The sequence below is a fragment of the Micromonospora sp. NBRC 107095 genome, from assembly GCF_030269705.1.
In the GTDB taxonomy this organism is placed as follows: domain Bacteria; phylum Actinomycetota; class Actinomycetes; order Mycobacteriales; family Micromonosporaceae; genus Micromonospora; species Micromonospora parva.
Genome location: NZ_BSTU01000001.1, coordinates 481,311 through 501,360, shown reverse-complemented (window position 1 = coordinate 501,360; position 20,050 = coordinate 481,311). Strand labels below are relative to the sequence as shown.

General features: G+C 71.5%; 18 protein-coding genes and 1 pseudogene. 4 read left to right on the top strand and 15 right to left on the bottom strand.

Annotated elements, in window-relative coordinates:
- Positions 1-42: 42 nt before the first annotated feature.
- The 11 genes and pseudogenes from QSK15_RS02425 to paaA form a co-directional block, all read right to left on the bottom strand.
- Positions 43-1,320, bottom strand: a complete 1,278-nt coding sequence (locus QSK15_RS02425) for a geranylgeranyl reductase family protein (protein WP_285792690.1) — start codon at positions 1,318-1,320, stop codon at positions 43-45.
- A gap of 139 nt (positions 1,321-1,459) precedes the next feature.
- The gene (locus QSK15_RS02420) at positions 1,460-1,684 is read right to left on the bottom strand and encodes a hypothetical protein (RefSeq protein WP_030334118.1); all 225 of its coding nucleotides are present in this window, start codon (positions 1,682-1,684) and stop codon (positions 1,460-1,462) included.
- Positions 1,685-1,770: 86 nt separating this feature from the next.
- Positions 1,771-2,481: a demethylmenaquinone methyltransferase gene (locus QSK15_RS02415; RefSeq protein ID WP_196920656.1), complete on the bottom strand. Its 711-nt coding sequence runs from the start codon at positions 2,479-2,481 to the stop codon at positions 1,771-1,773.
- A gap of 748 nt (positions 2,482-3,229) precedes the next feature.
- Positions 3,230-4,294 (bottom strand): annotated as a pseudogene (locus tag QSK15_RS02410) (cell wall anchor protein); the annotation flags it as partial.
- Between the two features lie 374 nt (positions 4,295-4,668).
- Positions 4,669-5,859: a cyclic dehypoxanthinyl futalosine synthase gene (gene mqnC / locus QSK15_RS02405; protein WP_285792688.1), complete on the bottom strand. Its 1,191-nt coding sequence runs from the start codon at positions 5,857-5,859 to the stop codon at positions 4,669-4,671.
- A 73-nt stretch (positions 5,860-5,932) separates the two neighbouring features.
- On the bottom strand, positions 5,933-6,334 hold the full coding sequence (locus QSK15_RS02400) for a hypothetical protein (protein ID WP_285792687.1): 402 nt from the start codon (positions 6,332-6,334) through the stop codon (positions 5,933-5,935).
- A complete protein-coding gene (gene paaE / locus QSK15_RS02395; protein ID WP_285792686.1) occupies positions 6,331-7,449 on the bottom strand; it encodes a 1,2-phenylacetyl-CoA epoxidase subunit PaaE in 1,119 nt (372 codons plus the stop codon). Before paaE ends, QSK15_RS02400 begins: the two co-directional genes overlap by 4 nt.
- Positions 7,446-7,922, bottom strand: coding sequence for a 1,2-phenylacetyl-CoA epoxidase subunit PaaD (gene paaD, locus QSK15_RS02390; RefSeq protein ID WP_285792685.1), 477 nt, complete (start codon positions 7,920-7,922; stop codon positions 7,446-7,448). The genes paaE and paaD overlap by 4 nt, the downstream gene beginning before the upstream one ends.
- Entirely contained in the window at positions 7,916-8,641 is a 726-nt protein-coding gene (gene paaC, locus QSK15_RS02385; protein ID WP_285792684.1) for a 1,2-phenylacetyl-CoA epoxidase subunit PaaC, read from the bottom strand. The genes paaD and paaC overlap by 7 nt, the downstream gene beginning before the upstream one ends.
- Before the next feature lie 115 nt (positions 8,642-8,756).
- On the bottom strand, positions 8,757-9,044 hold the full coding sequence (gene paaB / locus QSK15_RS02380) for a 1,2-phenylacetyl-CoA epoxidase subunit PaaB (RefSeq protein WP_139585175.1): 288 nt from the start codon (positions 9,042-9,044) through the stop codon (positions 8,757-8,759).
- Complete coding sequence (gene paaA / locus QSK15_RS02375) at positions 9,041-10,117, bottom strand: 1,2-phenylacetyl-CoA epoxidase subunit PaaA (RefSeq protein ID WP_285792683.1); 1,077 nt, start codon at positions 10,115-10,117, stop codon at positions 9,041-9,043. Before paaA ends, paaB begins: the two co-directional genes overlap by 4 nt.
- Before the next feature lie 372 nt (positions 10,118-10,489).
- Here paaA and QSK15_RS02370 point away from each other — a divergent pair, with 372 nt between their 5' ends.
- Together QSK15_RS02370 and QSK15_RS02365 are read left to right on the top strand one after the other, a co-directional pair.
- Positions 10,490-11,479, top strand: a complete 990-nt coding sequence (locus QSK15_RS02370; RefSeq protein WP_285792682.1) for a serine hydrolase — start codon at positions 10,490-10,492, stop codon at positions 11,477-11,479.
- 50 nt (positions 11,480-11,529) lie between these two features.
- On the top strand, positions 11,530-12,435 hold the full coding sequence (locus tag QSK15_RS02365) for a serine hydrolase (protein ID WP_377620205.1): 906 nt from the start codon (positions 11,530-11,532) through the stop codon (positions 12,433-12,435).
- Positions 12,436-12,501: 66 nt separating this feature from the next.
- Here QSK15_RS02365 and QSK15_RS02360 read toward each other — a convergent pair whose 3' ends face one another.
- From QSK15_RS02360 to QSK15_RS02350, 3 genes are read right to left on the bottom strand one after another with little or no spacing between them, the layout of a single operon-like run.
- The gene (locus QSK15_RS02360; RefSeq protein ID WP_285792680.1) at positions 12,502-13,353 is read right to left on the bottom strand and encodes a menaquinone biosynthetic enzyme MqnA/MqnD family protein; all 852 of its coding nucleotides are present in this window, start codon (positions 13,351-13,353) and stop codon (positions 12,502-12,504) included.
- A complete protein-coding gene (locus QSK15_RS02355; RefSeq protein ID WP_285792679.1) occupies positions 13,305-14,804 on the bottom strand; it encodes an MFS transporter in 1,500 nt (499 codons plus the stop codon). The genes QSK15_RS02360 and QSK15_RS02355 overlap by 49 nt, the downstream gene beginning before the upstream one ends.
- Before the next feature lie 42 nt (positions 14,805-14,846).
- Complete coding sequence (locus QSK15_RS02350) at positions 14,847-15,431, bottom strand: winged helix-turn-helix domain-containing protein (protein WP_285792678.1); 585 nt, start codon at positions 15,429-15,431, stop codon at positions 14,847-14,849.
- A 370-nt stretch (positions 15,432-15,801) separates the two neighbouring features.
- Between QSK15_RS02350 and QSK15_RS02345 the strand changes: the two genes are divergently transcribed.
- Together QSK15_RS02345 and QSK15_RS02340 are read left to right on the top strand one after the other, a co-directional pair.
- Positions 15,802-16,674 (top strand): DUF222 domain-containing protein, encoded by an 873-nt coding sequence (locus QSK15_RS02345; RefSeq protein ID WP_285792677.1) that lies wholly within the window; start codon positions 15,802-15,804, stop codon positions 16,672-16,674.
- A 386-nt stretch (positions 16,675-17,060) separates the two neighbouring features.
- Positions 17,061-19,295, top strand: coding sequence for a HelD family protein (locus tag QSK15_RS02340; RefSeq protein WP_285792676.1), 2,235 nt, complete (start codon positions 17,061-17,063; stop codon positions 19,293-19,295).
- Here QSK15_RS02340 and QSK15_RS02335 read toward each other — a convergent pair.
- Positions 19,284-19,895 (bottom strand): hypothetical protein, encoded by a 612-nt coding sequence (locus QSK15_RS02335; protein WP_285792675.1) that lies wholly within the window; start codon positions 19,893-19,895, stop codon positions 19,284-19,286. The genes QSK15_RS02340 and QSK15_RS02335 overlap by 12 nt on opposite strands.
- Positions 19,896-20,050 lie beyond the last annotated feature (155 nt).

The window sequence follows — 20,050 nt, the reverse complement described above, 5'->3', positions numbered from 1 at the left end:
CGGTCATCGATGACCACTGGGCCCGCAAGGCCACCCCTCGCGCTACACGGCGGGAGCAGCTTTCGTCATCGCGTTGATGACCCGGTCCATCGCGTCCCCGCCGCGCGGGTCGGTCAGGTTGGCCAACAACTTGAGCACGAAACGCATCAGCGTCGGATGCGGCATGCCGTGTTTGGTGGCGATCCGCATGATCTCGGGGCGGCCGATCAGTTTCACGAAGATGCCGCCCAACCGGTAGTAGCCGCCGAGTCGGGCCTTCAGCTCGTTCGGGTACGCCAGCAGCGCGCGCTCCCGCTCCGGGCCGGCCGGCCGGGCGAGGGCCTGGACCACGACCTCCGCGGCCAGTTCGCCGGACTCCATGGCGTACGCGATGCCCTCACCGTTGAACGGGTTGACCATGCCGCCCGAGTCGCCGACCAGCAGCACGCCCCGCGTGTAGTGCGGCACCCGGTTGAAGCCCATCGGCAGCGCCGCGCCGAGGATCGGGCCGTCGGCGTTGGCCTCGTCGGTCATCCCCCAGTCCTCCGGGGTGTTGGCGAGCCAGTCGGTGAGCAGCCGGCGGTAGTTGGTCTTGCCGAACGCCGAGGACGAGTTGAGCACGCCGAGGCCGACGTTGACCCGCCCGTCACCGAGGCCGAAGATCCAGCCGTACCCGGGCAGCAGGTTGTCGCCGCTGTCCTTGCTGCGCAGCTCGAGCCAGGACTCCAGGTAGTTGTCCTCGTGCTTGGCCGGGGAACGGTAGTAGCGGCGGACGGCCACACCGATCGGCCGGTCCTCCCGCTTGGCCAGCCCGAGCGCGAGCGGGAACCGGCCGGAGACACCGTCGGCCGCGACGACCAGCGGGGCGTGGAAGGTGGTGGGTTCCTTGCCCGGCCCGACCTCCGCCTCGACGCCGGTGACGCGACCATCGTCGTCGAGCACGGGGCCCAACACGTTGACGCTGGTCCGCAGCTTCGCGCCGGCCGCCACCGCCCGCTGGGCGAGCAGGTCGTCGAAGTCCAGTCGCGTGCGCACCAGACCGTAGTTGGGGAAGCTGGCCAGCTCCGGCCAGTCCAGTTCCAGGCGCACCCCGCCGCCGATGACCCGCAGGCCGCGGTTGTGCAGCCAGCCCGCCTCGGGCGAGGTGTCCACACCCATCCGGATGAGTTGGCGCACCGCACGCGGGGTCAACCCGTCGCCGCAGACCTTCTCCCGGGGGAACTCGGTCTTCTCCAACAACAGCACCCGTACGCCGTGCCGGGCCAGGTGGTACGCAGTCGCTGATCCACCGGGACCGGCGCCCACGACAATGACGTCGGCGTCGTGTTCCACCGCGGTCATTCGCGCCTCCTCCCGCATGCTCGTGAAATGCTTCACAAGCCAGACGGGACGAGTGTATGACCGGCGTCATACCTGCGCAGGATCAGGGGTACCTAACTCGCCGATGTGACACCCCATCACCGTCCACAGCGGTCAGGTGTCAGGCCGGGCTGGAGGCGTCCAGGCCCGCGTCGACCCGGATCGTCTCCGGCAGATGCTCGCGGAGCGCCCCGCCCGCCGCACGGTCCAGCGCGGCCAGCACCTCGGCGACCACCTGCCGGACCTCAACCGGGTCGGCCCCGGCCAGCTCGCGCAACTGGGCGATGAGTTCGGCCGCGTCGTCGTCGGTGGCGGCCACCGGGTCCGCCGGGTCTGCTCCGGTCATACGGTCGAGCGTACGGGGCAAAGTGGACTAAAGCCTGATATTGGCGGAACCTGAATAATGTCCGCGCCCGCCGAAGGGGTCCGCCGCTACTCGCGGATCCCCCGGTGCAGGGCCACCACGCCACCGGTCAGGTTGCGCCACGCCACCCGCCCCCACCCGGCCGCGGCCACCCGCCCGGCCAGCGCGGACTGCGCCGGCCAGGCCCGGACCGACTCGGCGAGATAGACGTACGCCTCGGGGTTGCTCGACACCGTACGGGCCACCGCCGGCAACGACCGCATCAGGTACGACAGGTAGACCGTCCGGAAGACCGGGTTGACCGGGGTGCTGAACTCGCAGACCACCAACCGGCCACCCGGCCGGGTCACCCGGGCCAGCTCACGCAGGGCCGCATCGGTGTCGTTGACGTTGCGCAGCGCGAAGGAGATCGTCACCGCGTCGAAGCTGGCATCGGCGAACGGCAGGCGCAGTGCGTCCCCCGCCAGCAGCGGCACCTCGGGCCGGGCCCGCTTGCCGGTGTGCAGCATGCCCAGCGACAGGTCCACCCCGACCGCGTACGCCCCGGACTGGGCCAGCTCACGCGTCGAGACGCCGGTGCCCGCGCCCACGTCCAGCACCCGCTCGCCCGGCCGCAACCCGAGCGCCGCCCGGGTGGCCCGACGCCAGGAGCGGTCCTGCCCCAGCGAGATCACGGTGTTGGTCAGGTCGTAACGCTCTGCCACGCCGTCGAACATCGCGGCGACCTCGTGCGGCTGCTTGTCCAGACTGGCGCGCTGGCCCTGCGGGGTACGGCTCACCCCTCCACTCTGCCAGCCGCCCGCCGACCGACACGCGCTGGGTGGCGTGGCGCGCCCCACTGATGCGCGAGGGCGGGGTGGTCGCCCACCCCGCCCTCGCGTCGTGCCTGCGCCCCTGACGCCACAGTCAGGACGCGTACCGCCGTCGCTGTCGCGCCTCGTCCGCGCGCCGTCGCCAGCGGCCCGGTGTCAGTCGGGTCTGGTGTCAGTCGGTCGACTTCTCGTCGGCCGGCGAGACCACCACCACCTTGCGGCGGCGGGTGAGCACCAGCAGCGCCCCACCCACGAGCAGGATGATCGCGCCGATGCCGCCGATCAGGCCGACCTGCACACCGGTCACCGGCAGGCCACCACCGCCCGAGCCGCCACCGGTGGAGCCGCCACCGGCACCCGGCGAGACGGTCGCGCCCGGCGTCGTCGTACCGCTCGGACCCGGCGTCGGGGTGACCGTCGGCGTGTCAGTCGGGGTCGGGGTCGTCGTCTCCGTCGGCGTCGGCGTCTCGGTCGGGGTGACCGACGGCGTCGGGGTCGGCGTCTCCGTCGGCGTCGGCGTCTCCGTCGGCGTCGGCGTCTCCGTCGGCGTCGGCGTCTCCGTCGGCGTCGGCGTCGGCGTCGGCGTCGGGGTCACCGTCGGGGTCGGCGTCTCCGTCGGCGTCGGGGTCTCCGTCGGCGTCGGCGTTTCCGTCGGGGTCGGGGTCTCCGTCGGCGTCGGCGTCTCCGTCGGCGTGACGGTCGGTGTCGGGGTCGGCGACCCGGTCGGGGTGACCGTCGGCGTCGGAGTGGGCGACTCCGTCGGGGTGACAGTGGGCGTGGGCGTCGGCGTCGGGTCCCCGGCCACGTCGACGAAGACGTCGAAGACCGCCTGGTTGTCGCCCTCGTCGACCTCGGCGAAGGTCTTCCGCTGTGCGGCGCTGGCCCGCCGCGGCTGCTCCTCTGGCCTCCCGGCGGCCACGTCCAGACCGTGCGCCACCAGCTCGCCGACCCGCAGCACCGGCTCGGTGACGTCCTTACCGACGGTCACCTTGATGTCCGCCGTGTAGTAGTCACCGGGCCGGATCACCGCGCCGTCGTCCTGACAGAGCGCCTGAGCGACACCGAACGTCTGCATGGTGCAGGTGTCCGGCAGCGTGTCGAAGGTGACGCCCGCCGGGAGGGTGAGCACGTAGGCGAGGCCGGTGGCCTTGCGGCTGCCGTCGTTGTAGACCGCCCAATCGACCGGAACCGTCTCGCCCGGCCGCACCGGACGAAGGTCGGGGTCGTCGCCGTTGACACCGTTCACCACGACGTTCGCGTTGACATCCTGCACCCAACTGGTCAGGTCGTACCCGGGCTCGGTGACGGTGATGTCGTGCCTGACCCTGTTGTCTTCCTTGTTCGGGTCGTCGGTGGCCGAGCGGATGTTGACCACCAGAGCGCCGGCGGCGCCCAGCCCGCCGATGGAGAAGACCGGGATGCCGAAGTCCTCGCTGGTGCCGGCGGCGAGGTCGCCGAGGCGGCAGGTGAACTTCTCGCCGTTCACCTTGCAGCCGTCGGGCACCACGACCCGGACCTTGCCGGTGTCGAGCTTGCTGGTGTCCACGGTGTAGCTGACACCCTTGGCGTCTTCCTTGCTCCGGGTGTTGTCGACGGTGAACTTGAACGGCTTGCTCTTGGCCTCCGTGACGCCCTTGGCCAGGTTGTAGCTGAGCGGCACCAGGGCCAGATCGGCCTCCTCGGCCGCCAGCACCGGTGCGGCCACGGCGGCGATGCCACCGGCCGCGATCAGCGCCACGACACTGGCGCGCACCAGCGTCGAGCGGTGGAACGCTGTCATCAGTCCCCCGGGGGTAGGGAAGAAAGAATGGTTGCGGAACGAGCGGACGCTATCGGAGGCCGATCTCCCACGCCAGCAGGCGGACCCGATTTCATCCGTCCGGCCCGAGCTGGGCAGACAGTACGGGCGGGATGGTCACCCATCCCGCCCGTACTGCCGTGCGTTATATGAACGACCCGCAGCGGGCCGATGGAGGACAGCCCCGTACGTCGACGGTGGTGCCAGATATGAGCCGGGACGCTAGCCGCCGACGATCATCTCCACCAGACCCGGACCGGACAGGCTGACGCTGCGGCGGCGGGGACCACCCGTACCGCCGGGGCGATCCGGCGGGAGCATGAGCGTCGATCAGCCGAACGGTCACCTGCCGACCGTCAGCTGACGTCCACCAGAGGTAGGGACCTCCCCGCGCCACCGCCGGGCAGCGCGATCGAGGAGAAGTGCGAGACCACCCGCTCGTCGGTCGGGTCGTCGGCCGGCGTGTGGTGCACAGCGAGCCGGTTGTAGAGGGTGTCGCGCTGTGCGGGGATCCGGTCCGCCGAGCGGATCATGCCGATCAGCTCGTGCAGGTTTGAGCGGTGCCGCGCACCGGCGGAGGAGATCACGTTCTCCTCCAGCATGATCGACCCGAGGTCGTCCACGCCCATGTGCAGGGAGAGCTGCCCGACGTCCTTGCCGGTGGTCAGCCAGGACGCCTGCAGGTGCGGGACGGTCTCGAAGAACAGTCGGGCCACCGCGACGAGGCGCAGGTATTCCACGGTGGTCGCCTGGGTGCGGCCCTTGAGGTGGTTGTTCTCCGGCTGGTACGTCCACGGGATGAAGGACCGGAAACCGCGGGTGCGGTCCTGCACGTCCCGGATCATGCGCAGGTGCTCGATCCGCTCGGCGTGCGTCTCGCCGGTGCCCATCATCATGGTGGCGGTCGACTCGATGCCCTGCCGGTGGGCCAGCTCCATGACCTCCAGCCAGCGCTCGCCCGACTCCTTGAGGGGGGCGATGGCCTTGCGGGGCCGCTCGGGCAGCATCTCCGCGCCAGCGCCGGCGATCGAGTCCAGACCGGCGGTCTTGATCCGGGCGATGGCCTCGTCCAGGCTCACCCCGGAGACCTTGGCCATGTGCAGGATCTCGCTGGGGCCGATCGAGTGGATGACCAGGTTCGGGTACGCCTGCTTGACCGAGGAGAACAACTCCTCGTAGTACTCCACGCCGTAGTCGGGGTGGTGCCCGCCCTGGAGCATCACCTGGGTCGCGCCCAGCTCGACCGCCTCGCCGCACCGGCGCAGGATCTCCTCGGTCGGGTGGGTCCACCCTTCCTGGTGCTTGGGCGCGCGGTAGAAGGCGCAGAACTTGCACGCCGTCACGCAGACGTTCGTGTAGTTGATGTTGCGATCGATCAGGTACGTGACGACGTTGTCCGGGTAGCGCCGCCGACGCACCGCGTCCGCCGCCTCGCCCAACGCGTGGAAGGGCGCCTCGGTGTAGAGCAGCAGGGCCTCCTCGGGCGTGATCCGCCCGCCGTCCGCGCCGCGCTGCAGGATGTCGTCGATCTCCCGGCTCACCGTCACACCCCGAGCCTACGTCGGCCCACCCGACCCGACCGCCGGACCCCGCCGGGTGCGGCACGTCCCACAGCCGTCATCAGCCTTCGCGTACCTCGACGTGGACGCCGTAGGTGCCGTGCAGCTCCGCCGCGCACTCCGGCCCCGCCCACGCCGGCACGTACGCCTCCCACCACTGCCGCTCGGAGCGCCCCGGCATCGGCTGCTCGGAGAGCACCGCGCGGAACCGCTCGTCCGCCGCCTCGACCCGCTCCCGGACCCATCCCATCTGCGGAAAGCCGGACAGCCGTTCGTCGGTCAGCACCCGCTCGATGCCGTCCCGGACGCTGAGGTCGAACCAGTACTCGTCGAGGTTGTCGTGATAGCCCTCCTCGCAGAGTTCGACGAACCGCTCCCATGCCTCCACGTAGCCGGTCGGACGCCGTCCCCCGGTGACCTCGGCGAACCGCTCGACGAACTCCCGGTCGTCCGGCGGCCTCATGCGTCGTAGTCGACAGTGAGCTTGTCGGTGGTTGGGCTCGACTGGCAGGTCAGCACGTAGCCGGCGGCCAGTTCGTCGGGCTCCAGCGCGTAGTTGCGGGCCATCGTGACCGCGCCGTCGACAACCTTCGCCTTGCAGGTGGAGCAGACGCCACCCTTGCACGCGTACGGCAGCTCGCCGCGCACCTTCAGCGCGGCGTCCAGCACCCGTTCCTCGCGACCCATCGTGAAGCTCGACGACCGGCCGTCCAGCACGATGGTCACCTCGGCCCCGGCGCCCGCCTGGTCGACGGGCCGGCGCACCGGCTCCGGCGGCGCGTCGACGTGGAACAGCTCGGTGTGCACCGCCGACTCGGGCAGCCCGCGTGCGGTCAGCACGTCCCGGACGTCGACCACCATGCCGTACGGGCCGCAGAGGAACCACTCCTCGATGAGGTCACCCGGCACGATGGTGTCCAGCAACCGGCCCAGCCGCTCGGCGTCGATGCGACCGGACAGCAGCGGCGACTCGCCCTGCTCCCGGGAGAGGACGTGCACCAGGTGCAGCCGGGTCGGGTGGCGATCCTTCAGGTCGGCCAGCTCCTCGGCGAACATCACGGTGTTCGCCGTGCGGTTGCCGTACACCAGTGTGAAGGTGCTGGCCGGCTCGACGGCCAGGGCGGTCGCGACCAGCGCGAGCACCGGGGTGATGCCGGAGCCGGCGACGACCGCGCCGTAGTGCCGGGCGCGGTCCGGTGCGAACGCCGTGGTGAAGGTGCCCAGCGGCGGCAGCACCTCGACGGTGTCGCCACCGCGCAGCGCTCCGCAGGCGAACGCCGAGAAGGCGCCGCCCGGGATCTCCCGCACCCCGATCCGCAATCGGCCGCGCCGGGCCAGGTCGTCGGGGGTGGAACAGATCGAGTACGACCGGCGCACGTCAGCGCCGTCCGGCGCGGCCTGGCCCGGAAGACGCACGGTGAGATGCTGGCCCGCGCGGAACGCGAATGTCTCCCGCAGTTCCTCGGGTACGGCGAAGGTCACCGCCACGGAGTCGTCGGTGAGCCGGTCGACGGCGGCGACGGACAACGGGTGGAAGACCGGCCGGCGGCGAACCGGGCGGGTGATGGTGACAGTCACAGCGCCTTCAGGTGGTCGAAGGGTTCGGAGCAGGAGCGGCACCGCCACAGTGCCTTGCACGCGGTGGAGCCGAACCTGCTGACCTGCTCGGTCTCCGGCGAGCCGCACCGCGGGCAGCGGACCGCGAGGGTCAGCGACACGACGCCGGCGGCGGGCACCGGGGCGGGCGGGGCGATCCCGGCGGCGGCGAGCTTGGCCCGCCCGCCCTCGGAGATCCAGTCGGTGCTCCACGGTGGGCTGTAGACGGTCCGGACCTCGGCGTCCGGGTGGCCGGCGACGGCGAGCGCGCGGCGGATGTCGGCCCGGATCACGTCCATCGCCGGGCAGCCGGTGTAGGTAGGGGTGATGGTGACGGTGACCCGGCCACTGGCCGGATCCTCCTCAACCGCGCGCAGGATGCCCAGCTCGTCGATGGTGATGACCCGGATCTCCGGGTCCACCACCGACGCGGCCGCGTCCCTCGCGGTCACCACTTCGCTCCCGGGTGGGCGCGGTGCAGCACCTGCATCTCGGCGAGCAGGTAGGCCAGGTGCTCGGTGTGCACACCGGCCCGCCCGCCGGCCGGGGCCCAGGCGCTGCCCGGCCGGGTGAGCGTCGCCTCGGCCAGCACCGGGCCGACGACCTCGTCGAACGCCGGCCGCAGGGTGGCCGGATCGACCGGCGCCGCCGGGTCCGCCGTGAACAGCTCATGGGTGTACGGCCACACGTGGTCGACGGCCGCCTGCATCCGACGGTGCGACTCCTCGGTGCCGTCACCGAGCCGCTTCACCCACAGCGCGCCGTGGTCCAGGTGGTACGCCGACTCCTTGCGCGCCTTCGCGCCGATCGCCGCCAACCGCTCGTCCGCACAGCCGGCCAGCGCCGTGTACAGCGGCAGTTGGTACGCCGCCAGGAAGAACAGCTTCGCCATCGTCACCGCGAAGTCGCCGTTGGGCAGCTCGACCAGGAGCACATTGCGGAACTGGCGGTCGTCGCGCAGGTACGCCAGCGCGTCCTCGTCGCGCCCGGCGCCCTCCAGCTCGCCCGCGTACGACAGCAGCAGGCGCGCCGCGCCGAGCTGGTCGAGGGCGATGTTGGCCAGCGCGATGTCCTCTTCCATCTCCGGGGCACGGGTGGTCCACTCGGCCAGCCGCTGGGCCGCGATCAACGCGTCGTCGGCGAGGGCGAGGGTGAAGTCGAAGGGCCCGTTCACGCCGTCACCTCACTGAGCTGACTGGTTCGCTCGCTCCGCGCAACCACCTCGCTTCGCTCGGCGGTGGCGCGAAGCGCCCCGCTGCTGAGCAGGCTGGTTCGCTCGCTCCGCTCGCTCACAGGTGGGCCACCCCGTCCGGCACCTCGTAGAAGGTGGGGTGGCGGTAGACCTTGTCGGCGGCCGGGTCGAAGAAGGCGTCCTTCTCGTCCGGGCTGGACGCGGTGATCGCGCCGGCCGGCACCACCCAGATCGACACGCCCTCCTGACGGCGGGTGTAGAGATCGCGGGCGTTGCGCAGGGCAAGCTCGGCGTCGGGGGCGTGCAGGCTGCCGACGTGGGTGTGCGACAGCCCGCGCCGGGCCCGCACGAAGACCTCCCACAGAGGCGAGTGTTCGGTGCTCACGCGGCGACCTTCTCCTTCTGTTGCGCCCGCTTGGCGGCGTACGCCGCGGCGGCCTCGCGTACCCAGCTGCCGTCGGCGTGCGCGGCACGGCGGTGGGCCATCCGCTCGCGGTTGCACGGCCCGTCGCCGGAGATCACCCGCATCAGCTCGTCATAGTCCGGCTGGGTGTAGTCGTACGCCTGCCGCTCGTCGTTCCAGCGCAGGTCGTCGTCGGGGATGCGGACCCCGAGGATCTCGGCCTGCTGGACGCACACGTCGACGAAGCGTTGACGCAGGTCGTCGTTCGAGAAGCGCTTGATCTTCCAGGCCATCGACTGGGTGGAGTGGGTGGAGTCGCCATCCGGCGGGCCGAACATGGCCAGCGACGGGTACCACCACCGGTCCACCGCGTCCTGGGCCATGGCGTGCTGCTCGGGGGTGCCGTGCGCCAGGGTGTGCAGGATCTCGTAACCCTGCCGCTGGTGGAACGACTCCTCCTTGCAGACCCGGATCATCGCGCGGGCGTACGGGCCGTAGGAGCAGCGGCACAGCGGCACCTGGTTGACGATCGCCGCACCGTCCACCAGCCACCCGATGGCACCGACGTCGGCCCAGCTGAGGGTGGGGTAGTTGAAGATCGAGCTGTACTTCTGGCGGCCGTCGAGCAGCAGCTGGACCAGCTCGTCGCGGCTGATGCCGAGGGTCTCGGCGGCGGCGTAGAGGTAGAGGCCGTGACCCGCCTCGTCCTGCACCTTGGCCAGCAGGATCGCCTTGCGCTTGAGCGATGGCGCCCGACTGATCCAGTTGCCCTCCGGCTGCATGCCGATGATCTCGGAATGGGCGTGCTGGGCGATCTGCCGGATCAGGGTCCGCCGGTACGCGTCGGGCATCCAGTCGCGGGGTTCGATCTTCTGCTCGGCGTCGACGACCTCGGCGAAGTACGCCGCCAGGTCCTCGTCCGGCGCGGGCCCGCCCCGCCGCCCGCGCGCCGCCGCAGCCCGCAGCTCCGCCTCGGCGGCCTCGACCTCGCCCAGCAGACCGCCGGGCGCCTCGTCCGGGCCGCTGTTCGGGGCGGAGAAGTCGTTGCCATACATGAGGCTAAGTGTTACAGCTTGCGCCTCGCTGCACCAGGGGGTGTAACAGGAATCCGCGCATCCCATCCGTAGTCGAATGACTGCTTTGTGCGACCTGGGCGGCATTGGATCGCCGTGACTTGGGCCACGAAACAAAGGTGAACCCCTGCAAAAACCTCATACCGGCCCCATATCCCGCCTTTATCGCAGGTTGCCTAGTGTCGAAACCTGGCGGCCGGCCGGTCCGGACGTAGACTTCTGCCGGACAACCGATCGGCTGCCGCGCATCGACATCTCCACCGAGGCCACCTCCCCCGGCCTCGGCGATCGCACCCGATTCGTCCCGACGACAAGCCGGTCCCCCCGGCCCTGACACCTGGAGTTCACCCACTCATGCGATCTCGCGTGATCCTGGTGCTCGCCATCACGGCAGTCGTGCTCGGCGGCGTCCTGCTGGTCCCCACCGCGTACGCCCGACTCGCCAGCGACGACAGCGGCGGAGGCGGCGGTGGCGGCACGTCGAGCGTCGCCGCGCCCGCACCCACGCCACCGCCGCCACCCACCCTGGCGGCCGGCCCGGTGTCGGTGAGCTTCAAGGGTGACTTCTTCTCGTGGGCCCTGATGGACCGCAAGACGGGCAAGATCTCCGGGTCGCCGAACATGGCCGCGACCAGCTCCACCGAATCGATGATCAAGGCGTGGATCGTCTCCGACTACCTGCGACAGCTCGGTGACAGGGAGCCGACCGCATCGTTGAAGGAGGCGGCTCGACTCGCCATCATCGACAGCAACGACGAGGCCGCCAACGCGGTCCACAAGGCTGCCGGCGGGTCCTACAAGGCCTCGTCGAGCAGCGTTCCGGACGCGGTGATCCAGCGGGCCATCAAGATCTGCGGGCTGACCGACACCAAGCGCGGCAACACCAAGCCGTACACCGGCTTCTGGAGCTACACCCGGATGTCCCCCCGCGACGCGGTCCGACTCGGCGACTGCATCGCCGACGGCAAGGCCGCCGGCCCCAAGTGGACGAAGTGGGTGCTGGACCAGATGAGCAAGGTCAGGGGCACCACAGCAGCCAAGGACCAGAAGCCCGAGTCCGGTGGCGGCCGCTGGGGGATCATCGACGGTCTGCCCAAGTCGATCACCTCGCAGGGCCCGGTCAGCATCAAGAACGGTTGGACCCCGATCTACGGCGACGGCAACTGGCACGTCAACTGCCTCGCCGTCACCAGCAAGTGGAGCCTCGCGGTGATGCTGCGCTACCCGATCAGGACCGGCCTGGACTACGGCGCGAAGGTCTGTGCCAGCGTGGCCACCCAACTGGTCACCCCGCAGCCGGGTGCCGCGCTCAAGGTGCCGCAGCAGCCGGTCGGGAAGCTCTGATGGCCGGCACCCGTCGGGGAGACCGGCGCGGCGACGGCGACGCCTCCCCGATGCGGCTGATCGCCATCGCGGTCATCCTCATCGGCCTGGTGCTGGTGTCACTGCGGCTGCTGCCCGGGTCGCCGTTCGAGTCGTCCGCCGCCGCCAAGTGGGGCGACGCCGGCACCAGCGACCGGCCCACCGGCTCCGGCACCGACCGCAGCGCCCGCCAGCCGTCCGCGCCGTCACCGAGCCCCAGCCCATCGTTGGAGCCGCTGCCCTTCGCGGCCAAGAATCTCGACCTCGACATCGAGGGCTGGTACGCCTGGAGCGTCCTGGACCGCCGAACCGGAAAGATCATCGGTTCGAAGAACATGGACGAGACCAGCACCACCGCCTCCATGATCAAGGCTTGGATCGTGGCGGACTACCTGCGCCGCGCGGCCGACGCCGGCCAGACCCCGAGCGACGCGAAGCTCGCCGACGCGACCCGGATCATCCGGGACAGCGACAACACCCGGGCCGAGCAGTTCTACAACCTGGTCGGCCGGGACGCCTCGATCAAGCGTCTGATCTCCATGTGCGACCTGACCGACAGCAGCGTCGCCCCCGACAAGGGCTGGAGCCGCACGGCGCTCTCGCCCCGGGACACCGCCCGGCTGGGCAACTGCATCGCCACCGGCACCGCCGCCGGGTCGAAGTGGACCAAGTGGCTGCTCAACGAGATGAAGCTGGTTCGCGGAGCCGGCGACTTCGGTATCCGCAAGGCCTTCCCGGCCGCCGAACAGAAGAAGATCGCCATCAAGAACGGGTGGATCGACCGGACCAGGGAGCAGGAGATGCACATCAACTGCCTGGCCATCGGCGACACCTGGACGATGGGCGTGATGGTCAAGTACCCGATCAACATGGGCTACGACTACGGCATGAAGAACTGCGAGAAGATCACCGAGGCGCTGCTCCGCACCGGCACCTGAGCCGTCCACGCTGACGCCGGCCCGGGCCGCTGCCGACCCGGGCCGCTGGTGCGCCGTCGGCAGCGGTCAGCCGGCGAAGAACTCCGGACCGCCGTCCGGCAGCGCCGGGGCCTCACCGATCGCGGCGGCCCGTCGGGCCCACTCGCGCAGCCCGGCGACCTGCCGATCGCCGAGGGAGAAGTCGAGGGTCCGGAAGTACGTGGCGAGCGTCTGCGCGTCGAACGTCTCCCAGCGCGCCGCCGCCTCGGCCACCTGGTCCAGCTCCGCCAGGCAGAGGTCCCGCGAGCGCAGGAAAGCCTCGTGCACCTCCTTCACCAGGCCCGGGTGGGCGGCGGCGAAGTCACGGCGGACCGCCCAGACGGCGAAGACCATCGGCAGCCCGGTCCAGTCCCGCCACGCCTGCCCGAGGTCGGTGACCGTGAGGCCCTTCTGCGGCGCCTCGTAGTACGCCCGCAGCGCCACGTCCCCGATCAGCACCGCGGCGTCGGCCTCCAGCAGCATCTGGGTCAGGTCCGGCGGGCACCGGAAGTACTCGGGTCGCACGTTGTACTGCTCGGCGAGCAGCAACTGAGCCAGCATGACGCCGGTCCGCGAGGTCGAGCCGAGCGCCACCCGGGCGCCGTCCAACTCGTCGAGGGGCCGGGTGGAGACCATGTTGACCGACAGCACCGGACCGTCGCTGCCGACCGCCAGGTCCGGGAGGAGCAGCAGCTCGTCGGCGTGCTTCAGGTACTCCAGCAGCGTGATCGGGCCGATGTCGAGGTCACCGGCGACAAGCGCCGCACTCAACCGGTCCGGCGAGTCCTTGTGCAGGTCCACGTCGAGCAGGGCACCGGAGCGCATCAGACCCCAGTAGATCGGCAGGCAGTTCAGGAACTGGATGTGCCCGACTCGCGGGCGTGCGATGCGCTCAGCCATGGCCCGACCGTAGCCCCGGCGGCGGGCGCCGGCTCGGCGGGCCGGCCCGAAGTGGCCAACCCCGCACTTGACCGGGGAGCTCCGCGGTCGGCTCGACCGTCTGCCGGCGCGTCGGCCGCTTGTCGACCGGCTACCCGGGCGTCGGCCAGCGACGACCGTCGTACCGCCCGGGCCACGACCGGCACGAAGCCCAGCACCACCAGCAACCCGACCACCCCGGCGCCGGCGATCAGCGGCCGGGGCGGAACGACTGCGAGCAACGCCCCGCCGATCAGGAAGCCCGCCATCGAGCCACCCTGCACCGCCGCGCCGTAGCTGGCGTACGCCCGGGCGCGCATCGCCTCCGGCACCCGCCGAGCGGTGAGCAGGTTGGCGAAGACGTTGTCGCCGCCGTTGGCCGCGCCTCCCACCAGCCAGAGCGGCACCAACACACCCGCCGCCGGCACCGTCGCCGCGAGCAACACCATCAGGCTGCACACGGCCAGAGTGGCCAGCACCCCGCGTACCAACGCGCCGTCGTCGTCGAGCCGCCTGGCAAGTCGTACGGCGAGCCAGGTCCCCGGCAGCATGCCGGCCATCCATGCGGCGCTGACCAGGCCGTACGTGGTCGGCGAGCCTTGCAACGTCTCCCGGATGAAGAAGACCTCGATCACGTTGATGCCGCCGATCGCCGCGATCACGACGGCGGTGCTCACCACCATGACGAGCATCAGCGGGTCGCGGCGCAGCCGCCAGTTGATCTCCGTACCCCCCGGGGTTGTCACGCCGCCCGAGGTGGCCTGGCTTCCCGAGGCGGCCTGGCTTCCCGAGGCGGCCTGGCTGCCCCCAGCGGCGGCCTCGCTGCTCGCGGCGGCGGTGTGGCTGGCGGCGGACCGCCGGCCGCCGCGTCGGGTCCGCAGCAGCAGGCCCGCGACCACCAGCGCGAGGTAGGTCGCGGCATCGAGAAGCAGCGGTACGCGGGTGCCGAACTGTCCCACCAGCAGGCCGGCCAGCACCGGGCCGCCGAGCGCACCGAGCGAGACGGCGGTCTGGCTGATCGCGCTGGCGCGCGGCAGGTCGGCTGGGCGGACCATCGCCGGCAGCAGCGCCGCCAGGCAGGGTTGCGTCACCGCGAGCCCACAGGCCAGCAGGGCGACGAGCCCGACCACCAGGACCGGCTGTTCGACGACGGCAAGGAGCGCGCAGATTGCGGCCTGCCCGAACCCGATGGTCACCAGCAGGGTACGGCTGTCCGTCCGATCGGCGAGTCGCCCCGCGAGCGGAGCGAGCACCACCAGCGGCAGGGTGGCGGCCAGCAGCAGCCCCGACACGGCCAGCCCACCGGCACCAGCACCCTGAAGTGCCAGCGCCAGCGCGGTCGCCGCGAGGAAGTCACCGCAGATCGTGGTGCCCCGAGCCGTGGCGGCGAGCCAGACGTCCGACCAGCGCGACTCGTCAGTTGTGAAGGACATACTTCGAAAATAATCCTTCACAACTGATCCATGCAACCCCGCCTATGCCAGCGGCACCGTCCGGTACTGCACAGCGACAGTGCGCGCCCCCGGCGGCGGCTCACCCTGTCGCCGCCGCGGGTGGTACGGCCGGAGCAGTGCCAGCACCGCCTCGTTCAACTCGGCCAACTCCTCGGCGGTTAGCAGCACCAGCGTGTCGGTGAACAGGGCCGTGTCGTACCACTCGGCCGGCTCGTCCCCGGCACGCCGCAACCAGTCCCGAGTCCGCTCCATGGCGCGGACCGCATGCGCCTCCACCAGCGCCTGCTCGGCGGCACGCGCCTCAGGCCCGGCATCACGACCTGCCTCGACCAGCACACTCACGCTCGGCACCCGCCACAACCGCTCACGCGCGTCGCCCCGGCTCGGCGCCTGCTCAACCAGGCCGAACTTCGCCAGCGCCCGCAGGTGGTAACTGGTGGCGCTCGGCGACAACCCGACGATCCCGGCACACTCGGTGGCAGTCCCACCACTCTCGCGACTGTTCAGGTACTCCATGATCGCAATCCGGGCCGGATGGGCCATCGCCCGCATCACCTGGGGGTCGCTGATCGTCATCCGGCGCGAATCGGAGCGGGCCTCGGTCATAGGCCCATGATCCCGGCAGCCACCCCAACCTGCCATCACCCCCGCGTCCCGCCCGGGCCACCGCGCGTCGGCCACACCGTTACCTCCGGCAGCGAGCAGGCGGATTCGACGGGCGGACGCGGCTCGACGAGGCGGCCTGGATGGCGAGCGCGGCCTGGCGTCTCAGCGACGCGGTCCAGCGGCGCGGCGAGTGCGGCATCGCGGCGCGGCATCGCGGCGCGGCATCGCGGCGCGGCATCGCGGCGCGCAAGCCAGCGGGGGAAATCGGGACACGACCAAGCGGGCATCTCCCGATGCTCGACGATGCCCAGATCCACCCATTGGTCAAGATGACTCCAGAAGTGTCGAACACCAGTTCCATTCTGGTTCCATGTTGGAGGTGTTGGCGCAGGTGAGCGGGGCAGTTGACGACTGCGCCGAAACCGCCCTCTGGGCGCTCTCCGATGACGAGTTGCTTGCCTCTCTCGATGCGACCCAGGTGTTGGGGCAGCGGTTGGCCGCCGTCCAGCTCGGTCTGGTCCGCGAGTTGGACGTTCGCGGGGTGGCGGTCGCTCAGGGCGCCTCGTCCACTGCCGTGTGGCTCCGGGAGCGGCTGCGGCTCTCGGGGCGCAGCGCCCGCCAACTGGTCCAGCTCGCCGCCACCATCGACGCCGCTCCGACAGCGGTGCGCGACGCCCTGCTCGGCGGTGCCACAACGGTTGAGCAGGGTCGGGTGGTGGCCGAGACGATCGCCGCCCTCCCGGTCGAAGCAGGCCCCGAGGCGGCGGACAAGGCCACCCAGCTACTGGTCGCCTGGGCCGACCGCTTCGATCCGACAAGCCTGAGCCGGCTCGGCGAGCGCGTCCTCGTGCACGTCGCCCCGGAGTTGGCCGACCAGGCTGAGTTGAAGGCTCTGGAGCGGGCCACCGAGCGGGCCGAGGCCCGCCGGCACGTCACGCTCTCCGAGCAACAGACCGGGCAGGTACGCCTCAGCGGCAACCTCGACACCCAAACCGCGAGCCTGCTCCGCGAGGCGATCGATCCGCTCTGCGCACCGGCCGGCGAGCAGGATGACCGCAGTCCTGGTCAGTGCCGCGCTGATGCTGGCTGGACCCACACTGCGTCCCCCGCGTCGCAACCTCTACCACCTGCGCTGCTGAGGCTGGCCGAGCAGGCCCCACGCCGCCCAAGACCACGACCAGCAACCGGCGGCCGGCGGCCGGCGGCCGGCGGCCGGCGGCCGGCGGCCACGACAATCCGCTAGTCCCCGCCGCCCAAGACCGCGTCTTCCGGTGATCGACTCGACTTCCTGCAAATCGGGGCGTCGCGCCGGCCTGGACACCGCGACTTTATGAAAACCGAGTCGATCACAGCGCCCACGGCTGTCCCCGTGTGAGAGAGCGAGGCGCGAGGCGTGCGGCGCGCACTCGTCACACGCCAGTGCGGCGACTTCCGGCGCGGCGACACGCCGTCTCAGACGGGTGGTCGGGTCGGTAATTCGCTGGCTGCGGCGGGCTGGGGGGCGTAGGGTTGCAGGCCGCTTGACGGCCGAGGTGAGCTGCACCGGAACGGACGTCTTCGCGCCGGGCGGCCGGCCATCCGCCCCCGGACACGCGAGCGCGCAGCAGATGTGAACGATGGGACGTCAGCATGCCCGCACTTGACCTCGGCACCCAGCTCGACACCGACACCGACACCGACCTCGACGCGGACCTTGCCGCCGAACGCGCACATCTCAGCACCTCGCGGGCGGCGTTGGCTCGGATGCGGGCGAGGGCAGAGTCTCTCTTCGCCACCGGTGACCAGGTGGCCGGCGACGCGTACGCGGCCGAGACCCTCGGCCGCACCCTGGCCCGCCGGGTCGCCGAGCTTGCCGACGACCCGACCACACCGCTCTTCTTCGGCCGCCTCGACTTCGCCGGCGCCCCGGACAACAGCACCGTCGACAACAGGGCAACGGACAACAGCACCACGGACAGCAGCACCGCCACGGGCAGCGCCACGGACAGCGGAATTACTGACAGCAGGACCGACGCCAGGGCCACAGCCGGCAGGCCCGCCAGCGAGCCGACCGCGCCTGACGCCAGCGGCGATCATCACGGGCGGCGGTATCACGTGGGACGGCGGCACGTCACCGACGAGCGCGGCGAGCCGTTGGTGCTGGACTGGCGGGCACCGGTCTCCCGCTCGTTCTACCGGGCCAGCGTGCGGGATCCGCAGGGGGTGGCGCTCCGGCGACGGTTCGGGTTCAGCAACGGCGTCCTGACCAGCTTCGAGGATGAGCGGCTGGATCGGGGCGAGGAGCTCGGTACGACCAGTCGGATCCTGACCGCCGAGATCGAGCGTCCGCGCGTCGGGCCGATGCGGGACATCGTGGCCACGATCCAGCCGGAGCAGGACGAGCTGGTGCGGGCCGACCTCGCCGACTCGATCTGTGTGCAGGGCGCGCCGGGCACCGGAAAGACGGCGGTGGGCCTGCACCGGGCCGCGTACCTGCTCTATCTGCACCGGGAGCGGTTGCGGCGGGCGGGTGTGTTGATCGTCGGGCCGAACCGGGCGTTCCTGTCGTACATCGCGGCGGTACTGCCGGCGCTCGGTGAGGTCGAGGTCGAGCAGGCCACGGTGGAGGAGTTGATCTCCCGGGTGCCGGTCCGGGCGGTCGAGGCGCCGGCGATTGCCGCGCTCAAACACGACGTACGGATGGCCGACGTGCTGCGGCGCGCGGTGCAGGCGCAGATCGGCACCCCGACCGAGTCGATCACCGTGTCGGACGGTTCGTTCCGCTGGCGGATCGGACTGGAGCCGCTGCACCGGATCGTCGAGGAGACCCGCCGGGAGGGGCTGCCGTACGGCACTGGTCGGGAACGCGTTCAGGCGCGGGTGGTGAGCCTGCTGCAACGGCAGGCCGAGGCGCGACGGGCGGAGTCGCCCAGCGATGCCTGGCTGCGCCGGATGAGCCGCTGCCGGCCGGTGCTCGACTTCCTGGACGCGGTCTGGCCGGCGCTCACCCCGGAAGGGCTGGTGCACGGCCTGTTCGCCGACCCGGCGCGGCTCGCCGCCGCGGCGGACGGGCTACTCAGCGACGCCGAGCAGGCGCAGCTCGTCTGGGCCAGGCCGGCCCGCACCCCGAAGGCGACCCGCTGGACCGCCGCCGACGCGGTGTTGATCGACGAGGCGACCGGGTTACTGGAACGGCTCCCCGGGTTCGGGCACGTGGTGGTGGACGAGGCGCAGGACCTCTCCCCGATGCAGTGCCGGGCCATCGCCCGGCGCAGCGAGCACGGCTCGGTCACGCTCCTGGGTGACCTCGCCCAGGGCACCGCGCCGTGGGCGGCGACGGACTGGCGGGAGTCCCTTGCCCATCTGGGCAAGCCGGACGCGGTGGTGGTGCCGTTGACAGTCGGTTTCCGGGTGCCCGCGGCGGTGGTCGCGTTCGCGAACCTGCTGCTCCCGGCGCTCGCTGTGGACGTACCGCCGGCCGAGTCGCTGCGCCGCGACGGCGGCCTGGACGTGCGTACGGTGACCGACCTGACGTCGGCGACGGTGGCCGAGGTGCGGGCGGCGCTCGCGCACGACGGCTCGGTCGGTGTGATCGCCGCGGACGACGCGGTCGACGGGCTGCGCGCGGCGCTGGCCGAGGCCGGGGTCGAAACCGCGACCGCCGACGACGTGGCGGCCGCGGAGCGCGTCACGGTGGTGCCGGCGACGCTGGTCAAGGGCCTTGAGTACGACCACGTGGTAGTGGTCGAGCCGGCGGCGATCGTCGCGGCCGAGCCACGCGGCCTGCACCGGTTGTACGTGGTGCTCACCCGGGCGGTGTCCCGGCTGGCGGTGCTGCACGTCGCGCCGCTGCCCGGCCCCCTCGTCGGCGGGTCAGCCGGCTGACAGGGCCGCCGCGATCTCCCGCAGCGGGCGGCCGGAGTCGGCCATCGGCACGTGGAACGACAGCCACGACCCGTCGGCGAAGTCGAGCCGCAGCCGCTTCCAGTTCAACCGGTACCTGCCGAACCGGGCGGTGACGGAGGTGCGCGGCACCGAGCCGAGCAGTTCGATGTCGGCCTGCGCCCGTTCGTCCGCCGACGAGCTGGAGAGCAGGCCGACGGGTGCTGTCGCACCGAGCAGCAGCCGCTGGTCGGTGACCCCCAGCACGAGGTAACGGATGCTGGCGCCCTTCGTCGCCACGGTCAGGGCGTGGTGCAGTGTGGATGCCCGGGAGTCGGGTGCGCCGCGACCGCCGACACCGAAGACGAGCCAGTCGACGGCGCTGTCCGCCCGGCCGAAGGTGATGTTCGGTGAGAGCACGGTGAGCAGGACGCCCAGCAGGCTCAGCCCACCCGTGGCGGGTGGCGCCGACGGCTGCGAGGGCGGGGCCGGGATCAGCCCTCCGCCGGCTCGGACCTTGGCCACCGCGTGCACCCGCTCGTCGGCCGGTAGCAGGCGGGTGAAGCCCTCGACGTACCGCGCCTGACTCTCGTCGACAGTCATCAGTGGTCGGCGGGCCGGTGCGGGCCGGCGGCCGGCCCTCCGATGACCTCGCCGACCAACCCCGGGACCGGGGTTGCCTGCTGCACGGCGGCGGTGCTGAACACGGACCCTCCCCTGTGGCCGGTGCGACGGATCAGCCGGTCGCCGCGACTCCC